The 16,784-nt window shown below is 59.2% G+C and carries 13 protein-coding genes; 3 read left to right on the top strand and 10 right to left on the bottom strand.

Features of this window, described 5'->3' with window-relative positions; translation table 11 throughout:
• Positions 1-82: 82 nt before the first annotated feature.
• Complete coding sequence (locus SERAS12_RS11470) at positions 83-1,003, top strand: LysR family transcriptional regulator (RefSeq protein ID WP_013812809.1); 921 nt, start codon at positions 83-85, stop codon at positions 1,001-1,003.
• On the opposite strand, the gene licT is transcribed toward SERAS12_RS11470, so the two are convergent.
• From licT to SERAS12_RS11440, 6 genes are all read right to left on the bottom strand, one after another.
• Positions 1,000-1,839, bottom strand: coding sequence for a BglG family transcription antiterminator LicT (licT, locus tag SERAS12_RS11465; protein WP_013812808.1), 840 nt, complete (start codon positions 1,837-1,839; stop codon positions 1,000-1,002). The genes SERAS12_RS11470 and licT overlap by 4 nt on opposite strands.
• Positions 1,840-1,866: 27 nt before the next feature.
• Positions 1,867-3,279 (bottom strand): glycoside hydrolase family 1 protein, encoded by a 1,413-nt coding sequence (locus tag SERAS12_RS11460; RefSeq protein ID WP_013812807.1) that lies wholly within the window; start codon positions 3,277-3,279, stop codon positions 1,867-1,869.
• Positions 3,276-5,147, bottom strand: coding sequence for a beta-glucoside-specific PTS transporter subunit IIABC (locus SERAS12_RS11455; RefSeq protein ID WP_013812806.1), 1,872 nt, complete (start codon positions 5,145-5,147; stop codon positions 3,276-3,278). The genes SERAS12_RS11460 and SERAS12_RS11455 overlap by 4 nt, the downstream gene beginning before the upstream one ends.
• A 321-nt stretch (positions 5,148-5,468) precedes the next feature.
• Positions 5,469-6,773, bottom strand: a complete 1,305-nt coding sequence (locus SERAS12_RS11450) for a cytochrome c (protein ID WP_013812805.1) — start codon at positions 6,771-6,773, stop codon at positions 5,469-5,471.
• An 11-nt stretch (positions 6,774-6,784) separates the two neighbouring features.
• Entirely contained in the window at positions 6,785-7,243 is a 459-nt protein-coding gene (locus SERAS12_RS11445) for a (2Fe-2S)-binding protein (protein ID WP_004944127.1), read from the bottom strand.
• Positions 7,240-9,465 carry a molybdopterin cofactor-binding domain-containing protein gene (locus SERAS12_RS11440; protein ID WP_013812804.1) on the bottom strand — a complete coding sequence of 742 codons (2,226 nt, stop codon included), beginning with the start codon at positions 9,463-9,465 and terminating at the stop codon, positions 7,240-7,242. The genes SERAS12_RS11445 and SERAS12_RS11440 overlap by 4 nt, the downstream gene beginning before the upstream one ends.
• A gap of 237 nt (positions 9,466-9,702) precedes the next feature.
• On the opposite strand from SERAS12_RS11440, the gene SERAS12_RS11435 reads away from it, so the two are divergent.
• Entirely contained in the window at positions 9,703-10,209 is a 507-nt protein-coding gene (locus SERAS12_RS11435; protein WP_013812803.1) for a DUF1003 domain-containing protein, read from the top strand.
• A gap of 22 nt (positions 10,210-10,231) precedes the next feature.
• Here SERAS12_RS11435 and SERAS12_RS11430 read toward each other — a convergent pair whose 3' ends face one another.
• Positions 10,232-11,284, bottom strand: a complete 1,053-nt coding sequence (locus tag SERAS12_RS11430; protein ID WP_013812802.1) for a P1 family peptidase — start codon at positions 11,282-11,284, stop codon at positions 10,232-10,234.
• A gap of 359 nt (positions 11,285-11,643) precedes the next feature.
• Here SERAS12_RS11430 and hpxO point away from each other — a divergent pair, with 359 nt between their 5' ends.
• Positions 11,644-12,801 carry an FAD-dependent urate hydroxylase HpxO gene (hpxO, locus tag SERAS12_RS11425; protein WP_013812801.1) on the top strand — a complete coding sequence of 386 codons (1,158 nt, stop codon included), beginning with the start codon at positions 11,644-11,646 and terminating at the stop codon, positions 12,799-12,801.
• A 38-nt stretch (positions 12,802-12,839) separates the two neighbouring features.
• Here the strand turns inward: hpxO and SERAS12_RS11420 are convergent, their stop codons facing one another.
• Genes SERAS12_RS11420 through SERAS12_RS25555 form a run of 3 tightly spaced genes read right to left on the bottom strand, consistent with a single transcriptional unit; the run spans position 12,840 to position 16,529 of the window.
• Positions 12,840-14,975: a peptidase domain-containing ABC transporter gene (locus SERAS12_RS11420; protein WP_013812800.1), complete on the bottom strand. Its 2,136-nt coding sequence runs from the start codon at positions 14,973-14,975 to the stop codon at positions 12,840-12,842.
• Between the two features lie 2 nt (positions 14,976-14,977).
• Positions 14,978-16,246 carry an HlyD family secretion protein gene (locus tag SERAS12_RS11415; RefSeq protein WP_013812799.1) on the bottom strand — a complete coding sequence of 423 codons (1,269 nt, stop codon included), beginning with the start codon at positions 16,244-16,246 and terminating at the stop codon, positions 14,978-14,980.
• Between the two features lie 37 nt (positions 16,247-16,283).
• Positions 16,284-16,529, bottom strand: coding sequence for a hypothetical protein (locus tag SERAS12_RS25555; protein WP_071880448.1), 246 nt, complete (start codon positions 16,527-16,529; stop codon positions 16,284-16,286).
• Positions 16,530-16,784: the final 255 nt, after the last annotated feature.

Here is a 16,784-nt window from a genome sequence, read left to right as displayed (position 1 = left end):
TATTTTTGATGCCTGGTATGATGCGCGCCGCCATGTCATGATGTCTAATGCATTTCAGAACCAACAAGGATACCTTTTAGGTATGTCTATGATCGAACTTCGCCGCTTGCGGGCGTTCGTTGCGGTAGTTGAAGAAGGCAATATTACCCGCGCCGCCGAACGGCTGTTTATTCAACAGCCGCCGTTGACCCGCCTGCTGCAGGGGCTGGAGGATGAGCTGGGGGTAACACTGTTGCAGCGTCTGCCGCGTGGCGTGCGCCCCACCGAAGCGGGCAACGTGCTGTTTAATGAGGCGCGTGCGCTGTTGGCCCGCGCCGAGCTGTTGACCGAAGCGGTGCATCGCGCAGCACGCGGTGAACAAGGGCATATCGCCATCGGCTTTACCAGTTCCGCCGCGCTGCACCCATTCGTACCTAACCTGTTGCGCCGCTATCGCGAGATCCTGCCGGGTATCACCACCCAACTGGAAGAAGCCGGCAGCGGCGAACTGCTGGATGCGCTGGTGGATGAACGGCTCGACGTGGCTTTTGTGCGCTCGCCGGCCAGCGGCATTCCAGGCCTGACCATTGAGCCGGTGCTGCGCGAAACTATGCTGGTCGCCCTGCCGGTCGGCCACCCGTGGGCAGTCGACAGCGCGCAGCCATTGCCGCTGGCGTCGTTGGCGAACGAAGCTTTTATTCTCTACCGCCGCCCTGCGGGCCAGGGCTTGTACGATGCCATTTTAGCCGCCTGCCACCGCGCCGGGTTCAGCCCACGCGTCATTCAAGAGGCCCCGCGCCTGCCCGCGACGCTCAGCCTGGTGGGGGCCGGTCTGGGGTTGTCGATCGTACCGGCCTCGATGCGGCGGTTGGGCGGCGACGGCATCGTCTACCGGGCAATCAGCGACGAAGCCCAGCTCAGTGCGCCGCTGTACCTGGCGCTGCGCAGCAACCGCTCGTCCGCCCTCATCCAGCGCTTTCGTGCGCTGGTGACGGAGGCAGTCAGCGCACAGCATTCCGGCTAATCCTGCTGGTCGGTGATACGCGTCAGGTGGATCACCAGGTACAGCAGTTCATCGTTCGACATCTCCATCTCCAGCAGATTCTTCACATAGTCGCGGATCAGCAACGCGCCGCGATAAGCATTCGGGTACTCCCTGGTCACCTGGGCAAAGATGAAGTCGTCTTTCGACGCCATCTGTTGCCCTTCGACCATCCGCTGAATAAAAAACTGCATATGCACCAGAAAACGCGCGTAATTGAGCGAATCCGTATCGATATTGATGCGAAAGTGGTACTTGATGATATTGAAAATGTCTTTCAGCATCTTCACCGACAGCAGGGTATGTTCCATGTTCTGCACGTCGGTCTGGCCGTTAACCAGATGGAACGCGATATTCCCCGCCTCTTCTTCCGGCAGAGTGATGTTAAGCCGCTGATTGATTTGCCCCAGCGCCTGCATCGCCACCGCGAACTCCTGCGGATAAAAGCGCTTCACCTCAAACAACAGCCGGTTTTGGATCGCGATGCCCTTGTGATAACGCTCAATGGCAAAGCTGATGTGGTCCGCCAGGGTGAAGAAAATCTGCTCGTTAATGCGGCCATTGAGCTGTCGGTTGGCCTCAGCGAGGATCATCTGCACAATCTCCAGGTGCTCCTCCGGCGTGTTTTCCATCAGCCGCAGGTAATCACGGCCCTTTTGGCTGTTCTGCACCACATACACTTTCTCAATAGTGGCCGGGTCGAGAACGTCACCCACTTTGCTGTTAAAGCCAATACCCTTGCCCATAACGATAGCTTCGTTGTTATCGCTGTCTGTTGATAGCACCAGGCTATTATTGAGTACCTTAATGACTTTCATCGTCGCGGCCATCACCCTTTATTTTTATTAGCGTTGCCGGCCATGAGTGGCAATCAGCCGTTGATACCAGTCAAAACTGCGCTTTTTGATGCGGCGCAGATCTTTCAGATCCTGCTCACCCCGGTTTACATAGATAAACCCGTAACGCTTGGCGTAGCCCTGATGGGTGCTGACCACGTCTATCGCCGCCCACGGGCAATACCCCATTAGTTCAACGCCGTCGTTGATCGCCAGTTGCATCTGTTCAACGTGCTGACGCATAAACTCAATGCGGTAGTCATCATTAATTGTACCATCGGCCTGTAACTCATCTGGGGCGCCTATGCCGTTTTCAGTGATTAATATCGGCAAAGCGTAGCGTTCGTAAGTTTTGCGCAGTGTCAGGCGCAACCCGACCGGGTCGATCACCCAACCGTAACGGGTTTTGCCAACGAACGGGTTCTCCGCCGCTCGGTACACTCCCGGTTCCCCCAGCATGATTTGTTGATCGCCGGCGCGGGCACTGATGTCCGAAGCATCGCCCCGACTGGCGGCGATGGTAGCGGTGGAATAGTAGTTTATCGCCACGTAATCCGGTTTGCCCTGCAACAACAACGCCGCATCGCCCGGTTCCATTTGCGGCGCCAGGTCGCGATCCCGCAAATATCGCCAGGCCAGTGCGTTATAGCGCCCATGCACCGCCACGTCGAGGAAACTCCAGCAGCGCAGCGTTTCCCAGTTGTGCGCGGCGATGGCGTCCAGCGGATGGCAGGTTTCCTGATACATCGAGGTGGTGTTAATCGCCGGGCCGATTTTGCCGGATGGGCAGCGTTGGTGGCACAACGCCATCACCCTGGCTTGCGCCACCAGCATGTGGTGGCTTTGCTGATACAGCACCTGTTTGGACGGCAACTCGCCACCCTTCGGCATGCCAATCGCGCCCGGATGCAGGATCAGGGTGTTCTGTTCATTGATGGTCAGCCAATATTTTACCCGATCGCCAAAGGCGTCAAACAGCACCGCGGCATACTCGACAAACGCATCGATAGTGGCGCGATTGGACCAGCCGCCCTGCTGTTCAAGCACGTAAGGCAAATCGAAGTGATAAAGCGTCACCACAGGTTCAATGCCGTGGCCCAGCAGCTCATCGATCAGTTGCCGGTAGAATGCCAGCCCGGCGGCGTTAACCTCACCGGTGCCGTTGGGCAGCACCCGCGTCCAGGCGACGGAAAAACGGTAGGCCTTCAGCCCCAGCTCGGCGAACAGTTTCACGTCTTCGCGGAAACGGTGATAGTGATCGCTGGCAACTTTGAAATCGGCGGTTCCTTCAGGATGATCGAGCATATCTACAATCGACGGGCTTTTACCGTCTTCATCCCAGGCTCCCTCCACCTGATAGGCGGAGGTAGAGGCTCCCCACAGGAAATCTGCGGGGAAATCGTCCAGGCGTTGATAAATCATACCGGCTCCTTGGGGGTATTGAGAGCGATGATTGTCTCGCCAAAGCCCACGCTACCCGGCTGGCGGCAGCTCAGCTGCGGGAAGGCTTCGCTGTTGATCACCAATACCGGCGTAGTAAGGTCGTAACCCAACGCGGTTATCGCCGCAATATCAAAACGCACCAGTTCATCCCCCACTTTGACCCGATCGCCAATCTGCAATTCGGAAGCAAAATGTCGGCCCGCCAGATTGACGGTATCGATGCCTATGTGCACCAACAGTTCGACGCCGTTGTCACCCTTGATGCCCACCGCATGCATCGACGGCAAAAAGGTCATCACCTCACCGTCCAGCGGCGCACGCAACACCCCTTCCTGCGGCTTTATCGCTACGCCCTGTCCCAACAACCCCTGCGAGAACACGTCGTCGTTAACCTGCTCCAGCGCCACCAGTTGGCCGGACAGCGGGCTGAAAATCTGCTGCTCATCGCCGCTGATGGAAGCCACCGCCGGTGTGGCCTCCTGCTCTTGCTCCTCAACCGGATCGTCAAAGCCGAGGATCCAGGTCAGCGCGAAGGTCACCACGATGGCAATGGCACAGGTGATCAGCGCATGGACGATATTCATCGGGTTTTCACCGATAAATGCCGGCAACGCCGCCAATCCCGGAGAGACAAAGGCATAGCGCACCAGCCCGCTCAGCCCGGCATAGATACCGGCGCAGCCGCCGCCGATCATCGCCGCAATCAGCGGTTTGCGCAGTTTCAGGGTAACGCCATACAGCGAAGGCTCGGTGATCCCCAGCAGCGCAGTGAACCCGGCGGAAGACGCCAGCTGGCGCAGATTTTTGTTTTTGGTGCGGAAAGCCACGCACAGCGTCGCCGCACCCTGCGCGATATTGGACGCCAGCATGCCCGGTCCGTTAATCATTTCGAAACCGTTTTTGCTCAACTGACCGGTGGCGATAGGTGTCATCGCCCAGGCAGTGCCGGTGATCACCAGGAAGGGCTGAAGTCCGCCCATCAGCATCGGGATCAGCCAACTGGCCTTGCCGTCGACGATGGCCGCGCCTGCTGCGACCAGATCGTTAAGGAAAATACCGAACGGCCCGACCACCACCAACGCCAGCGGCGCCGTAACCAACAGGATAATCATCGGTTTGGTGAAAAACTTGATCATCGTCGGCGACACTTTCTCCGCAAATCGCTCAATATAGGACATCAGCCACACGGTGAATATAATCGGCAGCACCGAACCGGCGTAGTCCGCCAGCCGTACCGGAATACCGACAAAATCAATCGCGGTGCCCGCCGCCAGCATCTGCGCCAAATTGGGGTGCAGCAAGGCGCCGGCGATGGTCATCGCCAGTATCGGGTTGCATTCGAACTTGATCGAAGCGCCGTAGGCCAGTAATACCGGCAGGAAGAAAAAGGCCGCATCGGCGATAGTATCCAGCAGATGGTACGTCGGGCTGGCGGCGTCTATCACGCCGGTCAGTTTGAGGATCGCCAGCAACGCCTTGATCATCCCCGCCCCGGTGATCGCCGGGATCACCGGCGTGAACGTGGTGGAGATGACACTGATGATCTGCGAAAACACCCCGCCCCTGGCCTGCTGTTTCTTCTCGCCCTGTCGGCCACTGAGATCGCCAATCTCCTTTTGCAACGTGCGGAAAGTTTGCTGCACGTTATTGCCGACCACGATCTGAAACTGGCCGCCGCGCTCCACCACGCTTATCACCCCCGGCAAGGCCTCAATGGCTTTCGCCTGCACCTTGCTGTCATCGTTAAACTCCATGCGCAGACGCGTGGCGCAGTGCGTCAGTTTGCTGACGTTAGCTTTACCGCCGACTCGCGCCAATATTTCCAGGCCCAACTGTTTGTAATCCATCTATTTTCCCCGGTAAAAAAAACAAAAAAAAGACCAAAATGAAAATGCGCCTCATCATGATGAGAGGTGCATTCCTATTTTGGTCTTGCCTGCCTGAGCAGTAACACGCCTTAATAAAAATGTCTGGCGACCACGGAGGTCGCGACGGAAGTATCGCCATAGTTGCGTTTTTTCAGCAACTGCCTTCGTCAAACTTTGCGAGCAATATCACTCTTCGCCGAAAATGCACTGCAATGTCGCCCATTGCCCCCTGGCATGCTCTTTTTTAGCGCATGACCGGCACCAGTGAACAGCGAGGGAGAAACGCCCCCTCGCCGATCGTTACTGTTTGCGTTGTTCCGCGACCTGTTTCGCCGTGACCTTACCTTGTTTTTCGCCAAACTGGCCGACCACATAGTTGGCCACCGCCGCCACTTCTTCGTCCGAATATTGGGCACCGAAGTCCGGCATCACCTCATGCTGCTCCCCGATGCTGATGCGGGTGCCTTTGAGGATCGCCTGCACCACGCTGCGGCCCTGCGGATCGTTTACCGCCGTGCTGCCGACCAACGAAGCGTATTTACTCTGGCGGCCCACGCCGTTCCACTGATGGCAGCCGCTGCAATCACCGGCAAACAATCTGCGGCCCAACGAATCCTCTTGCCCGCCCGGCAGCACCGCGCTGGAGGACAACGCGCCCTTCGGTTGCAGGTTCACCGCATTGGCGCTGTCGCCGGCGATAGGTTCTATGTTGCGCAGGTATTTCACCAACGCCTGATTATCCTCCGGCGTCAGATACTGCAGGCTGTTTTCCACCGCTTCCGCCATCGGGCCGGCGGCACTGCTGCGCCCCTCCGCATGGCCGGTCGCCAGATATTGCGACAGTTGCTGCTCGCTCCATCCGCCGATGCCGGTCTGCGCATCCGGGGTGATGTTGGCGGCAAACCAGCCCTGGACCACCTCACCGCTGAGGTTCTTGCTCTGATTAATGCCAAAGGCCAGGTTGCGCGGCGTGTGGCATTCGCTACAGTGCCCCAGCGCGGTCGCCAGGTAGGCACCGCGGTTCCACTGTTCATCCTGGTTGAGATTCGGTTCGAAGCGTTTTTCATGAAAGAACGCCAGATTCCAGAACTTCATGCCCCAGCGTTGATTGAACGGGAATGGCAGATCGTTTTGCGGGTTGGCCTGTTTCACCGGCGGCAGGCTGAACAGATAAGCCTTGATCGCCAGCACGTCGTCGCGGCTCAACGCAGTGTAAGACGTGTAAGGCATCGCCGGATACAGGTTACCCTGCGGACCGACGCCCTCACGCACCGCACGCACAAACTGCTCGTCGCTCCAGTCACCAATACCAGTTTCTTTGTCCGCGGTAATATTGGTGCCGTAAATAGTGCCGAACGGCAGTTTAAACGCGAAACCGCCGGCGAAAGGTTTGCCGCCCGGCGCGGTGTGGCAAGCCACGCAGTCGGCGGCGCGCGCCAGATATTCACCGCGCGCCAGTTTATCGGTAATGCCGGCGGGCGCGCCGGCGATGGGCGCAGCAGGCTCCGGCCCAACCGGCCGCAGCAGGGTATACAGCGCATAGCCGCCGGCTATCACCACTACCGCGACAATCAGCCATAATAGCCATCTCAGGGCGTTGCTCATGAGTTTCTCCCTTAATCCAGCGCCTTGGCGGCCTGGTGGATGGCGGCGCGAATGCGCACGTAAGTAGCGCAGCGGCAAACGTTGCCGCCCATCGCCGCGTCAATATCCGCATCGCTCGGATTTTTGCTCTGGGCCAGCAGCGCGCTGGCACTCATGATCTGGCCGGACTGGCAGTAGCCGCACTGCACCACGTCCAGATTGACCCAAGCCTCCTGAACCGCTTTACCCGCCGGCGTTTCGCCGATGGCCTCGATGGTGGTGATTTTCTTGCCGACCGCCGCCGAAACCGGCGTCATGCAGGATCGTACCGGCACGCCGTCCAGATGAACGGTACAGGCGCCGCACATGGCAATGCCGCAGCCAAATTTGGTACCGGTCAGCCCGGCTTCATCGCGCAGAAACCACAGCAGCGGCATATGGGTATCGCCCTCAAACGTCAGCGGTTGGTCGTTAACGGTTAAAGTAATCATGATGTTTTCCTTGGAAGGACGCTGGCGTCGCTGTTGGGACGGTGTAAGGGCAGGCTAAGCGAGGTACGGGGCCGCCCGAGCAGCGCCAACGCATTGCCGACCGCCGGGCCGATGGTCGGCACGCCCAGTTCGCCCACGCCGGTGGGCTTCTCGGTTGAAGGCACGATAATCACCTCAATTTCCGGCATTTCGTCAATGCGCAGCGGACGGAAATTGTTGAAGTTGGATTGTTCGACCAGGCCGTCTTTTAAAGTGATGTTGCCGTACAACGCTATGCTCAGGCCGTAACCGATACCGCCCTCAATCTGCGCGCGGATCACGTCAGGATTCACCGCCACACCGCAATCCACCGCGCACCACACCTTGTGTACACGTGGAATGCCGCCTTCGCCGATAGACACTTCGGCAATCTGCGCCACCCGGGTGTCAAACGCCTTGGCGACGCCAACGCCGCGCGCCCGGCCATCCACCACCTTCGCTCCCTGCCAGTTGGCGGCTTTCGCCACCGCTCGCAACACCCCGGCTTCGCGCGGTGCATCCCCCATCAGCGCCAGCCGCCCTTCCACCGGATCCTGCCCGGTTTCCTGCAGCAACTGATCGATAAAGCTTTCCACCGCATGGCCGGTGTGGGTGCTGGCGACCGATCTTAGCGAGGAGGTCGGCACCTTGCCCGGCACGATATGGGCATCGCAACGGAAACTTTCGAAGGTATAAGGCAGCTCGCTGGCGCCTTCGATCATCATCTGATCGACGCCGTTGACCACCAGCGCCGTCATGGCGCTGTTAAGCGTCCAGGAGTGGCCGACGACGGTGTCGGTCCAGCCCACCACCTTGCCGCCCCGGATCGCCCCGCGCAGCCGGTGCAAGATCATCGGGCGATACCAACCGTTGCGGATGTCGTCCTCACGCGTCCACACCACCTTCACGCCATGACCGGGCCCGATAGCCTTGGCGGCAGCGGCCATATCCGCCGCCAGATCCGGCCCCAGTGCTGGGTTGCCCAGATCGATGCGTCGGCCGAAACTGCCCCCCGCCAGAATGGTTTCGATTTGCACTTTTTCCGGCGGTAGCTGGAACAGATCGCACAGCTGTTTATGATCAAGAGTTTGGATCTGGCAGCCGTAGCGTGCCTTGACGCTTTCGCCGTCCCAGAACAGATAGCCGTCGAGCGGCTCCATCGGCGCATGGGCCACGTAGGGGAAGGTATATTCCGCTTCGATCACCTTGTCGGCCTTGTCGAAAACCTCGTCTGGCTTGCCGCGGCTGGTCGCCACCGCGCCGGTTTTTTGCGCCACCTGGCGGAATTCGGCAAAAATTTGCTCGGTATTGCGCCTTTCAGCCTGGGAATCGTCCCACTCTACCTGCAATTTTTCGCGGCCCTGGATTGCCGCCCAGGTATTTTTGGCGTAGACCGCTACGCCGGTGTCGGTCTGCTTCACATCCACCACGCCGGGCACCTGCAGCGCCCGGCTGGCGTCAAACGACGCCACTTTGCCGCCAAAGCGCGGCGATTTTTTCAGGGTGACGGTCAACATGTCCGGCTCATGAATGTCCTGCGTGAACTGCGCGCTGCCGTTGGTCTTCGCCAGCGAATCCACGCGGTGCAGGCCGCTCACTTTGCCGATCAAGGTAAAATTGGCCGGGTCCTTCAACGTCAATCCTGCGGGATCCGGCGGAGGCAGTTTAGCGGCCAATGCGGCGAACTCGCCGAAGCCCGCTTCGCGGCCGCTGGCGGCGTGACTGATTTTGCCTGCCTGTACGGTGATCTCCTGCGCTGAAGTTTTCCAGCTCTGAGCGGCGGCCTGAACCAGCAGCGCCCGCGCCATGGCACCCATGCGCCGCATTTGATCATAGGCGTTGGCCACCGAACTGGAACCGCCGGTCCCCTGGAAACCGAATGACAGGTTTTTGTAGACGCTGGTGTCCACCGGGGCGGCAACTACGCGCACCTGCGCCCAGTCTGCGTCCAGTTCCTCTGCGACCAGCGTCGCCATACCGGTATAGACACCCTGGCCCACTTCGGTGTGTTTGCTGATGACGGTGACGATGCCGTCTTCGCCGATCTGTACGAAGGCGTTGGCTTCAAAAGCGTTGCTTTCTGGCGCCGTGACGGGAGTGGTGCGTGCCAGTGCGCCGGTAGACGGCAGATAGGCGCCAATCACCAGCGCGCCTGCGCCGACGATAAACCGCCGCCGCGTAAGCGGAACTTGCGATATTGTCATTGCTCATAGCTCCAAAATGTCGCTCAGGATGATTCCTTGCGATGAGATCGTTTTTTTTATGTGAAATGTCGGCTGCGTCCCTGACGGGATGTAGAACAACAGAACAATAATTAGCGTAGCCTATTATTCAGCCAGCCTGATGTGAGGCGAGCATTTTCTGTTGTGGGATCGTGCTCTGTATCCCGCTGAGGCAAGAAAGCGCACCTGTGCTATAAAAAAGATCTTACCGGTACATCTATGGGCATTAAGACTATGTCGCAAAACAAGAGATTTCGTTTATATCGTCCATTACATGGGCTAAACCATACTTTTGGCGATCGGTGGTTTGCTTTGAAGGCCGAGGCTTTCGCCCGTTTCTTCGGCACCCCGACCTTTTTGATGGGGCAAACGCTGCTGGTTGGCGTCTGGATCTACCTCAACCAGGCGGGCTTCGCCAAGTTTGACCCTTACCCTTTCATCCTGCTGAACCTGGCGTTCAGCCTGCAGGCCGCTTATGCCGCGCCCTTGATCCTGCTGGCTCAAACCCGCCAGACCGAACGTGACCAGGCGCATGCGCTGGCCGACGCGCAGCACCGGGAAGATTTGGATGAGGCGATGGCGCAGCGGCAAACCCTCGTCGAACAGCAATCCGAACAGCTGCTGGTGCTGTTGAAACAAAACACCGAATTAACCACCCTGACCAAACAGATGGCCGAACGCATTGAAAATCTGGCCATCCAGTTAACCCAGCGCGAACGCCTGTAACTACCCGATCGGCGACCATCGGCTAATTCGCCAAGCGATCGAGCAGGGGCCCAAGCGCAACGCGTGAACGCTGGTGGAAGCCGCTGACGCCCTCGGCGCTCAGCAAGGCGTCCAGCACCGCGTATTCAGTGGCGTCCGCCGCCGCGGCGAACAGCGGTTCCAGCCGTTCATCCGGCAACGCGGTGCCCTGCAGACGGGTGGAGAACGCCAGAGCGATATCGCCGGAACCGTGCCCCCAGTGGCTGCCCACGCGCCCCAGCCCAGCCCCGGCGCGTTTGGCGATGCGGCTGAGTTGCCGGCTGTCCAGCACCCGGTCGCAGGCGATAATGATGATGACCGAACCGGCCTCTACCTGCGGCGGCGGGTCCGCCAATTGCGCAGCCAATGCCGGCCCGACGCGCACGCCGCTCAGCGTGAGGGACTCCAGCGTGCCAAAGTTGGCCAGCACCAACACGCCCAAGGTGGCCCCCAGACCGGGGCAATAGCGCGAAGCGGTGCCGATGCCACCTTTCAGGCCGAAACTGCTCATGCCGCGCCCGGCGCCGACGCTGCCGCGCGCGAAGCCGATCCCGTGATTGTCCAGCGCGCTGAACACGTGCTCTTCGAGCACCGGCATCGCCTGAATATCGTTGAGATAACCGTCGTTACATTCCAGTACTACGGGATTGATGGTGGCGCTGTCGCGACCGATCTGCGGGTAACGCCGGCAGCTGCGCCGCACCATGGCGTTGAATAAGGTGCCGACGGCGAAGGTGTTGCTCAGCAGGATCGGCGTTTGCAGCACCCCCAGCTCGTTGAGCTGCACCAGGCCGAGCGGTTTGGCGAAGCCGTTCAACACCGCGCTACCGCAGGGCAACGGCTGATTGAACAGGTCGCCCGGCGGCATAATGGCGGTCACGCCGGTCTGGCACTCGCCGTTGTCCAGCGTGTGATGCCCCACGCTGACGCCGCTCACGTCGCAAAGACTGTCCGTCGGCCCGGGCAAATAACGCGCCCCCGGCAGACGACGGTGGCGCCGCCAGTAGTTCAGCAGATTATCCAGGCTCTGTCGTTCAAAGACTTGGCTGTCTGTCATAGTGACCTCGTCAGGCGCAGTCCGTTTGTAAAACAGCATATCGCGCAATGCGACATCCCGTAAATTGAAAGCCGAAGCCGGCGAGAAAATATTCTTTTTCGGCTTCTGCCGGGCATGCAAAGGGTTTCAGCGCGCCCGGCCCCGCTCGGCAGCCCAATATGGCAAGCAGGCGGATATGTTAAGGCCCTAAGCCACTCTTGCAGACAGATGCCAGATCAACACAGGGCAGGTTCATGCCCCGCCATGGCACATCGGCGCACCAATTTGCATCATCGTTCCTCCGCCACCCCGCTCACCGCCCCCTTCGCGGACTGGTACGGAAATTGCTTCTCCCTGTTATGGCGACAAAGGAGAAGAACATGAAAGCAATCATCATAGGCGGCGGTATCGGTGGGTTGTGCGCCGCCATCGCATTGAAGCGCTGCGGGATCGAGGCCGAGGTTTTTGAAGCGGTTAAAGAGATCAAGCCGGTTGGCGCGGCGATTTCCATCTGGCCGAACGGCGTTAAGTGCCTCAACTATTTGGGGATGAAAGAATCCCTGCGCCGGCTCGGCGGCCCGATGCACTACATGGCCTATCAGGAATATCTGCACGGCCAGACCCTGACGCGTTTCAGCCTGGACCCGTTGATCGCCAGTGTCGGCGAACGTCCTTATCCGGTGGCCCGCGCCGAACTTCAGGCCATGCTGCTGGAGACCTACGGCCGTGACAATGTTAGCTTTGGCAAGCGCGTCAACGGCCTTGAAGAGACCCAAGACGGCGTCACCGCCTGGTTCGAGGACGGCAGCCAGGCCAGCGGCGATTTCCTGATCGCCGCCGACGGCACCCATTCGGCTATCCGCCCTTACGTGCTCGGGCATGGGGTGGATCGCCGCTATGCCGGTTACGTCAACTGGAACGGGTTGGTGGCGATTGATGAATCCATCGCGCCGGCCGATCAGTGGACCACCTTTGTCGGCGAAGGCAAGCGGGTTTCGCTGATGCCGGTCTCCGGCAACCGTTTCTACTTTTTCTTCGACGTTCCGTTGCCGACCGGGCTGGCGGAAGACCGCAGCACGGTGCGCGCCGATCTGCAGCGCTACTTCGCCGGCTGGGCCGAACCGGTGCAGAAACTGATTGCCGCGCTCGATCCTGACACCGTCAACCGCATTGAAATTCACGATATCGAGCCTTTCGAACAGTTGGTACGCGGCCGCGTAGCCTTGCTGGGCGACGCCGGACACAGCACCACGCCGGATATCGGCCAGGGCGGCTGTGCGGCGATGGAAGACGCGGTGGTGCTGGCGATTGCGCTGCAGACCAATTCGTTGGGGATTGAAGACGCGCTGCTTCGTTATCAGGAGAAACGCAGCTACCGGGTGAAGGATCTGGTGCTGAAAGCGCGCAAGCGTTGTGACGTGACGCACGGCAAAGAGATGGAGATCACCCGCAGTTGGTACGAAGAGCTGAAAACTGAAACCGGCGAGCGCATTCTCTCCGGCATGAAGGAAACCATCCTGGGCGGGCCGCTGGCCTGATCCGCCGCCCCCTCTCCGGCCAGGAGAAGGGGCAATCCTCAAAGTCCCAGCGTGCGGATGCGCCCCGCCGTCAGTTCAATGACCCTGTCCGCCGAGGCGATAGTTTCCGGGCGATGCGCGATCAGTAAAATCGGCAGGCCAAGCCGGCGCAAGGTGCGGCTGACCAACATTTCGTTGGCGACGTCCAAATGGCTGGTCGCCTCATCCAGAATCAACAGCTTCGGCTCTTTATACAGCGCCCGCGCCAGCAGCAATCGCTGTTTCTGTCCGGAAGACAAGGTCCCGCCCATTTCACTGATTAACGTCTGGTAACCCATCGGCAATTGTTCAATGTCCCTATCCAACTGCGCCAGCCTGGCGCACTCGCCAAGCTTGTCGCTGTCCATTTTCGGCGAGAAAAACGTAATGTTGTCGGCAATGGAACCGCGAAACAGCTGGTCTTCCTGCAGCACCGCACCGATATGCTGGCGAGTCCGTTGATAATCGGCGCGCCGGTGTTCAACCCCCAACGTGCGTATCACCCCGGCAGACGGCGGATATAATCCCAGTACCAGCTTGGCCAAGGTGGTTTTGCCGCTGCCGGACGCCCCCACCAACGCCACCACCTCGCCGGGCATAATATCCAGCGAGACTTGCGACAGGATCTCCCGTTCGGTCCCGGCGTATTTAAAGCTGACCTGTTCCAGGCTCAGAACCGGCAAATCGGGAGGCCAATCGCCTGCCGGGTACGCAGAGCCCTTGTTGCCGGCCTGTAACGCCGTCGCGCCTTCACGTGGGGTCAGCACGATATCGGCCAGCCGTTCGTTGTAAACGTCCAGCATTCGGTAGGCGACCACTTTGTCTATCAACCCGTTAATGCTGGCCGAAAATCGCCCCTGAAAAGACATATAGGCCACCAGCATCCCCACCGAGAACTCGCCGGCCAGCACCGAACCGGCACCCAGCCACAGCACCGCCGCCGCAACCACGCTGCCGATAACGGTCTGCATGATGCCGTACACCATCATCAGTTTGCTTTCGCGCAGTTGGGCATTGCGCCGGGCGACGTTCAGGTTGCGCCAGGCAGATTCCCGCGGCATCAGCGCGCCATTCACCCGCAGGCTTAACACGCCGCGCAGGCTTTCCAGAAAATGGCTGGACTCCTCGGTGCCGGCATTCCAGCTGTCCTGCGCCGCTTTCCGCAGCGTGCTGAACCAACACAGGCGCAGCAGGCCGTAAACGGCGGCGGCGGCCAAGGCCACCAGGGTTAATTTTGCGCTGTAGAAAAACATCATGGTCAGCGTACCCACCACCAACAGCACGTCCAAAAAGGCTTCGAGCAGCGTAGTGGTCAGGGTGTCCTGTATGGTGTCGACGGCATCGAACTTGGCGCTGATATCCCCCATGTTGCGTGCCTCGAACCAGCCGATCGGCAGGCGCAGCAGATGGTGAAACACGTTGGCGGTCCACTGCATGTTGAAGTTGACCGCCATGGTCAGCGTCGCCCACTGCCGCGCCAACTCCAGCAGCATCTGCGTACTGCCCATCAGCAACATGGCGATGACGACAAGCGTCAGCAGGTTGGCGTCCAACGCCACCAACACCTCATCAATCACCAGTTGGTTTATCAGCGGGCCGAGCAGCGCCAACACCTCCAGCGCCACGGCGAAGCAAAAGATCCTGGCCAGCGCAGGCTTCAGGCCGTGCGTTTTGCCAATCAAGGTTGTCAGGCGGATCTTTTCCCGGCGATCCTGGGTTTCAAACCGGTGGTTAGGCGTCAGTTCCATCGCGATGCCGGTAAAATGACGGTTCGCCTCTTGCAGCGTCATTTTCAGCAGGCCGCGAGCCGGATCGTGCAGTTCCAGCGTTTGCCCCCGCACCCGCCGCAGAACGGTAAAATGATTCATGTCCCAATACAAAATGCAGGGCACGGCCAGCAGGTGCAGTTCATCCAGCTCCAGCCGAATGACGCGGCCGCTTAAATTCAAGCCTTCGGCGCACGCCATCAGCTGCGAAAACGTCATGCCAAGCTGCGAGACATGACATTCCGCGCGCAGCGTTCGCATATCGACCCGGTGACCATGCCAACCGGCGATCATCGCCAGACAGGCCACCCCGCACTCCGCCAATTCGGTTTGGCGGATCAGCGGCAGACGCTTTCGCCAGCCCCAGTTAATCATCTCTGTTACGTCCATGCTTACATCCTCCCTTGCAGGCTCCATAACGGCTCCAGCAACCATTCGTACAGACGGCGGCTGTCCAGCTCAATGTCCGCGGACACCGCCATGCCGACGCGCAGCGGTTCCTGCCGGCCATAAGCCGTAATGGTGGTTTTATCCAGCGCCACGATCACACGGTAATGCCCTTCGTTTTCCTTCCAGACCAGCGGATTTTGCAACATCGCGTCGCCGGCGCTGAGGCTGGCATGCGTGATGGCGCGGGTAGAACCGTATTGCACGCCAAACTTTTCATAGGGGAACGAGGCAAAACGCAGGCCGACGCGTTGGCTGGGTTTGATAAAGCCCACCGCCTTGCTCGGGGCAAAAAGCTCTACCTGCAACTGCGCCCCGTCCGCCACCATCATCAACAAAGGATCGTTGGGTTTCACCGTCTGCCCGGCACGCGCCAGCACCACGGCGATGTGGCCATCGACCGGCGCCGTCAGCGTAGTCTCGCGCTGGGCGTTGAGCTCTATTTTTTGCTGATCGATGCTCTGCAACTGACGTTCCAGCTCCGCATCCCGCCCTTGCTGCTGTTGCTGCAAGGTTTGCAGCTCCGAGCCCGCAGCCGCCCATTCACGCTTTAACCTCAACTGAGCCTGCCGTTGGCTTTCGACTTTTTCACGCGCCGTCGACAGTTCCATTTGCTTTTGCTGGAATTCAATTTCGGACACATAGCCTTTGGCTATCAGCTTGCGGTAACGCGCCATCACCGAATGTGACAACGTTTCCTGCTGTTGAGCCAGCACCAAGGCGGAGCCTGCACTGGTCAGTTCGTCATCCAACTGTGCGATGCGTTGCCGCACGCCGGTTTGCCGCAGGGTGCTGGTCACCTGTTCTTGTTCGCGCTGGTGCTCCAGCATGCGGTATTGCTGATCCAGTGACGCAGCCACCGACGCCAGTGCGCCAACGCCCTTTCCGTTGAAATGCTCGCCGCTGAGCCGATAAAGCGGCTGGCCGGCCTTAACCTTCTCTCCTTCAGCCACCAGGCGTTCAGTGACCTGCCCGGCGTTGCGGGCAACCACTTTGATCAACCCGCTGGAGGGCATTACCACGCCTTCCAGCCGCGCTTTACGGGTATATTCGCCCAGCATCAGAAATAGCAGGATAGCCAGCACCAGCGCACCGCTGGCCCAGGCATAGGTGGTTAAACCGAGGCTGGGCGGAATAATGACTTCGCCCTCTGCCTTTGTCGCCTGCGCGGCGAAATAACCCTCTCGATACAGCTGGGGCGGACGTCCTGTCATGGGGATTACACCTTAAGGCCCGTTTATAAACCGGCGGTTATTTTCCTTTCCCCGCACTTTTCCCCATGCGGATACACCAATGTAGCGCAATATAAAGGCATTTTATTGTAGCAATCATGCCCACCGGCACGCAGAAAATAATAATACATTTCGCCAACCCATCAGGGATATCGATATTAAACCAGCCGCCAGACTGGCTCAGCCCCACAGTTCTGAATAAATCATGAGACAATGAAAAGACGAGAAATATGCCAACAAAAATCACCACGCCTTTGCTTTTCAACGATTAACCCCACCAAAAACAATATAACTCAACCACGCAGACTATATTGCATTAAAAATTACCGTTTAGGATAAAATTACCAACGGCAGGTTCCACCATTATAACTACCAGACCTTTTTTCCGATGCGTTCTGCGTCCCTTTTCCGCCGCCATTGCCGATACAGGAAGACAAGCCGCCGATTGAGCCTGAGACTAGCCCGCCCGCAATCGCACGGGCACTGCCGGCAATAGCCCCGCCAACACCGCCGCCAAATG

Origin of the sequence: Serratia sp. AS12, assembly GCF_000214195.1 — a bacterium.
GTDB lineage: Bacteria > Pseudomonadota > Gammaproteobacteria > Enterobacterales > Enterobacteriaceae > Serratia > Serratia plymuthica.
This window is presented reverse-complemented; position numbering and strand designations above follow the sequence as displayed.

Coding starts and splice junctions, on each gene's coding strand:
- SERAS12_RS11470 (WP_013812809.1), top strand. CDS start 83: ATGTCTATGATCGAACTTCGCCGCTTGCGGGCGTTCGTTGCGGTAGTT.
- licT (WP_013812808.1), bottom strand. CDS start 1,839: ATGAAAGTCATTAAGGTACTCAATAATAGCCTGGTGCTATCAACAGAC.
- SERAS12_RS11460 (WP_013812807.1), bottom strand. CDS start 3,279: ATGATTTATCAACGCCTGGACGATTTCCCCGCAGATTTCCTGTGGGGA.
- SERAS12_RS11455 (WP_013812806.1), bottom strand. CDS start 5,147: ATGGATTACAAACAGTTGGGCCTGGAAATATTGGCGCGAGTCGGCGGT.
- SERAS12_RS11450 (WP_013812805.1), bottom strand. CDS start 6,773: ATGAGCAACGCCCTGAGATGGCTATTATGGCTGATTGTCGCGGTAGTG.
- SERAS12_RS11445 (WP_004944127.1), bottom strand. CDS start 7,243: ATGATTACTTTAACCGTTAACGACCAACCGCTGACGTTTGAGGGCGAT.
- SERAS12_RS11440 (WP_013812804.1), bottom strand. CDS start 9,465: ATGACAATATCGCAAGTTCCGCTTACGCGGCGGCGGTTTATCGTCGGC.
- SERAS12_RS11435 (WP_013812803.1), top strand. CDS start 9,703: ATGGGCATTAAGACTATGTCGCAAAACAAGAGATTTCGTTTATATCGT.
- SERAS12_RS11430 (WP_013812802.1), bottom strand. CDS start 11,284: ATGACAGACAGCCAAGTCTTTGAACGACAGAGCCTGGATAATCTGCTG.
- hpxO (WP_013812801.1), top strand. CDS start 11,644: ATGAAAGCAATCATCATAGGCGGCGGTATCGGTGGGTTGTGCGCCGCC.
- SERAS12_RS11420 (WP_013812800.1), bottom strand. CDS start 14,975: ATGGACGTAACAGAGATGATTAACTGGGGCTGGCGAAAGCGTCTGCCG.
- SERAS12_RS11415 (WP_013812799.1), bottom strand. CDS start 16,246: ATGACAGGACGTCCGCCCCAGCTGTATCGAGAGGGTTATTTCGCCGCG.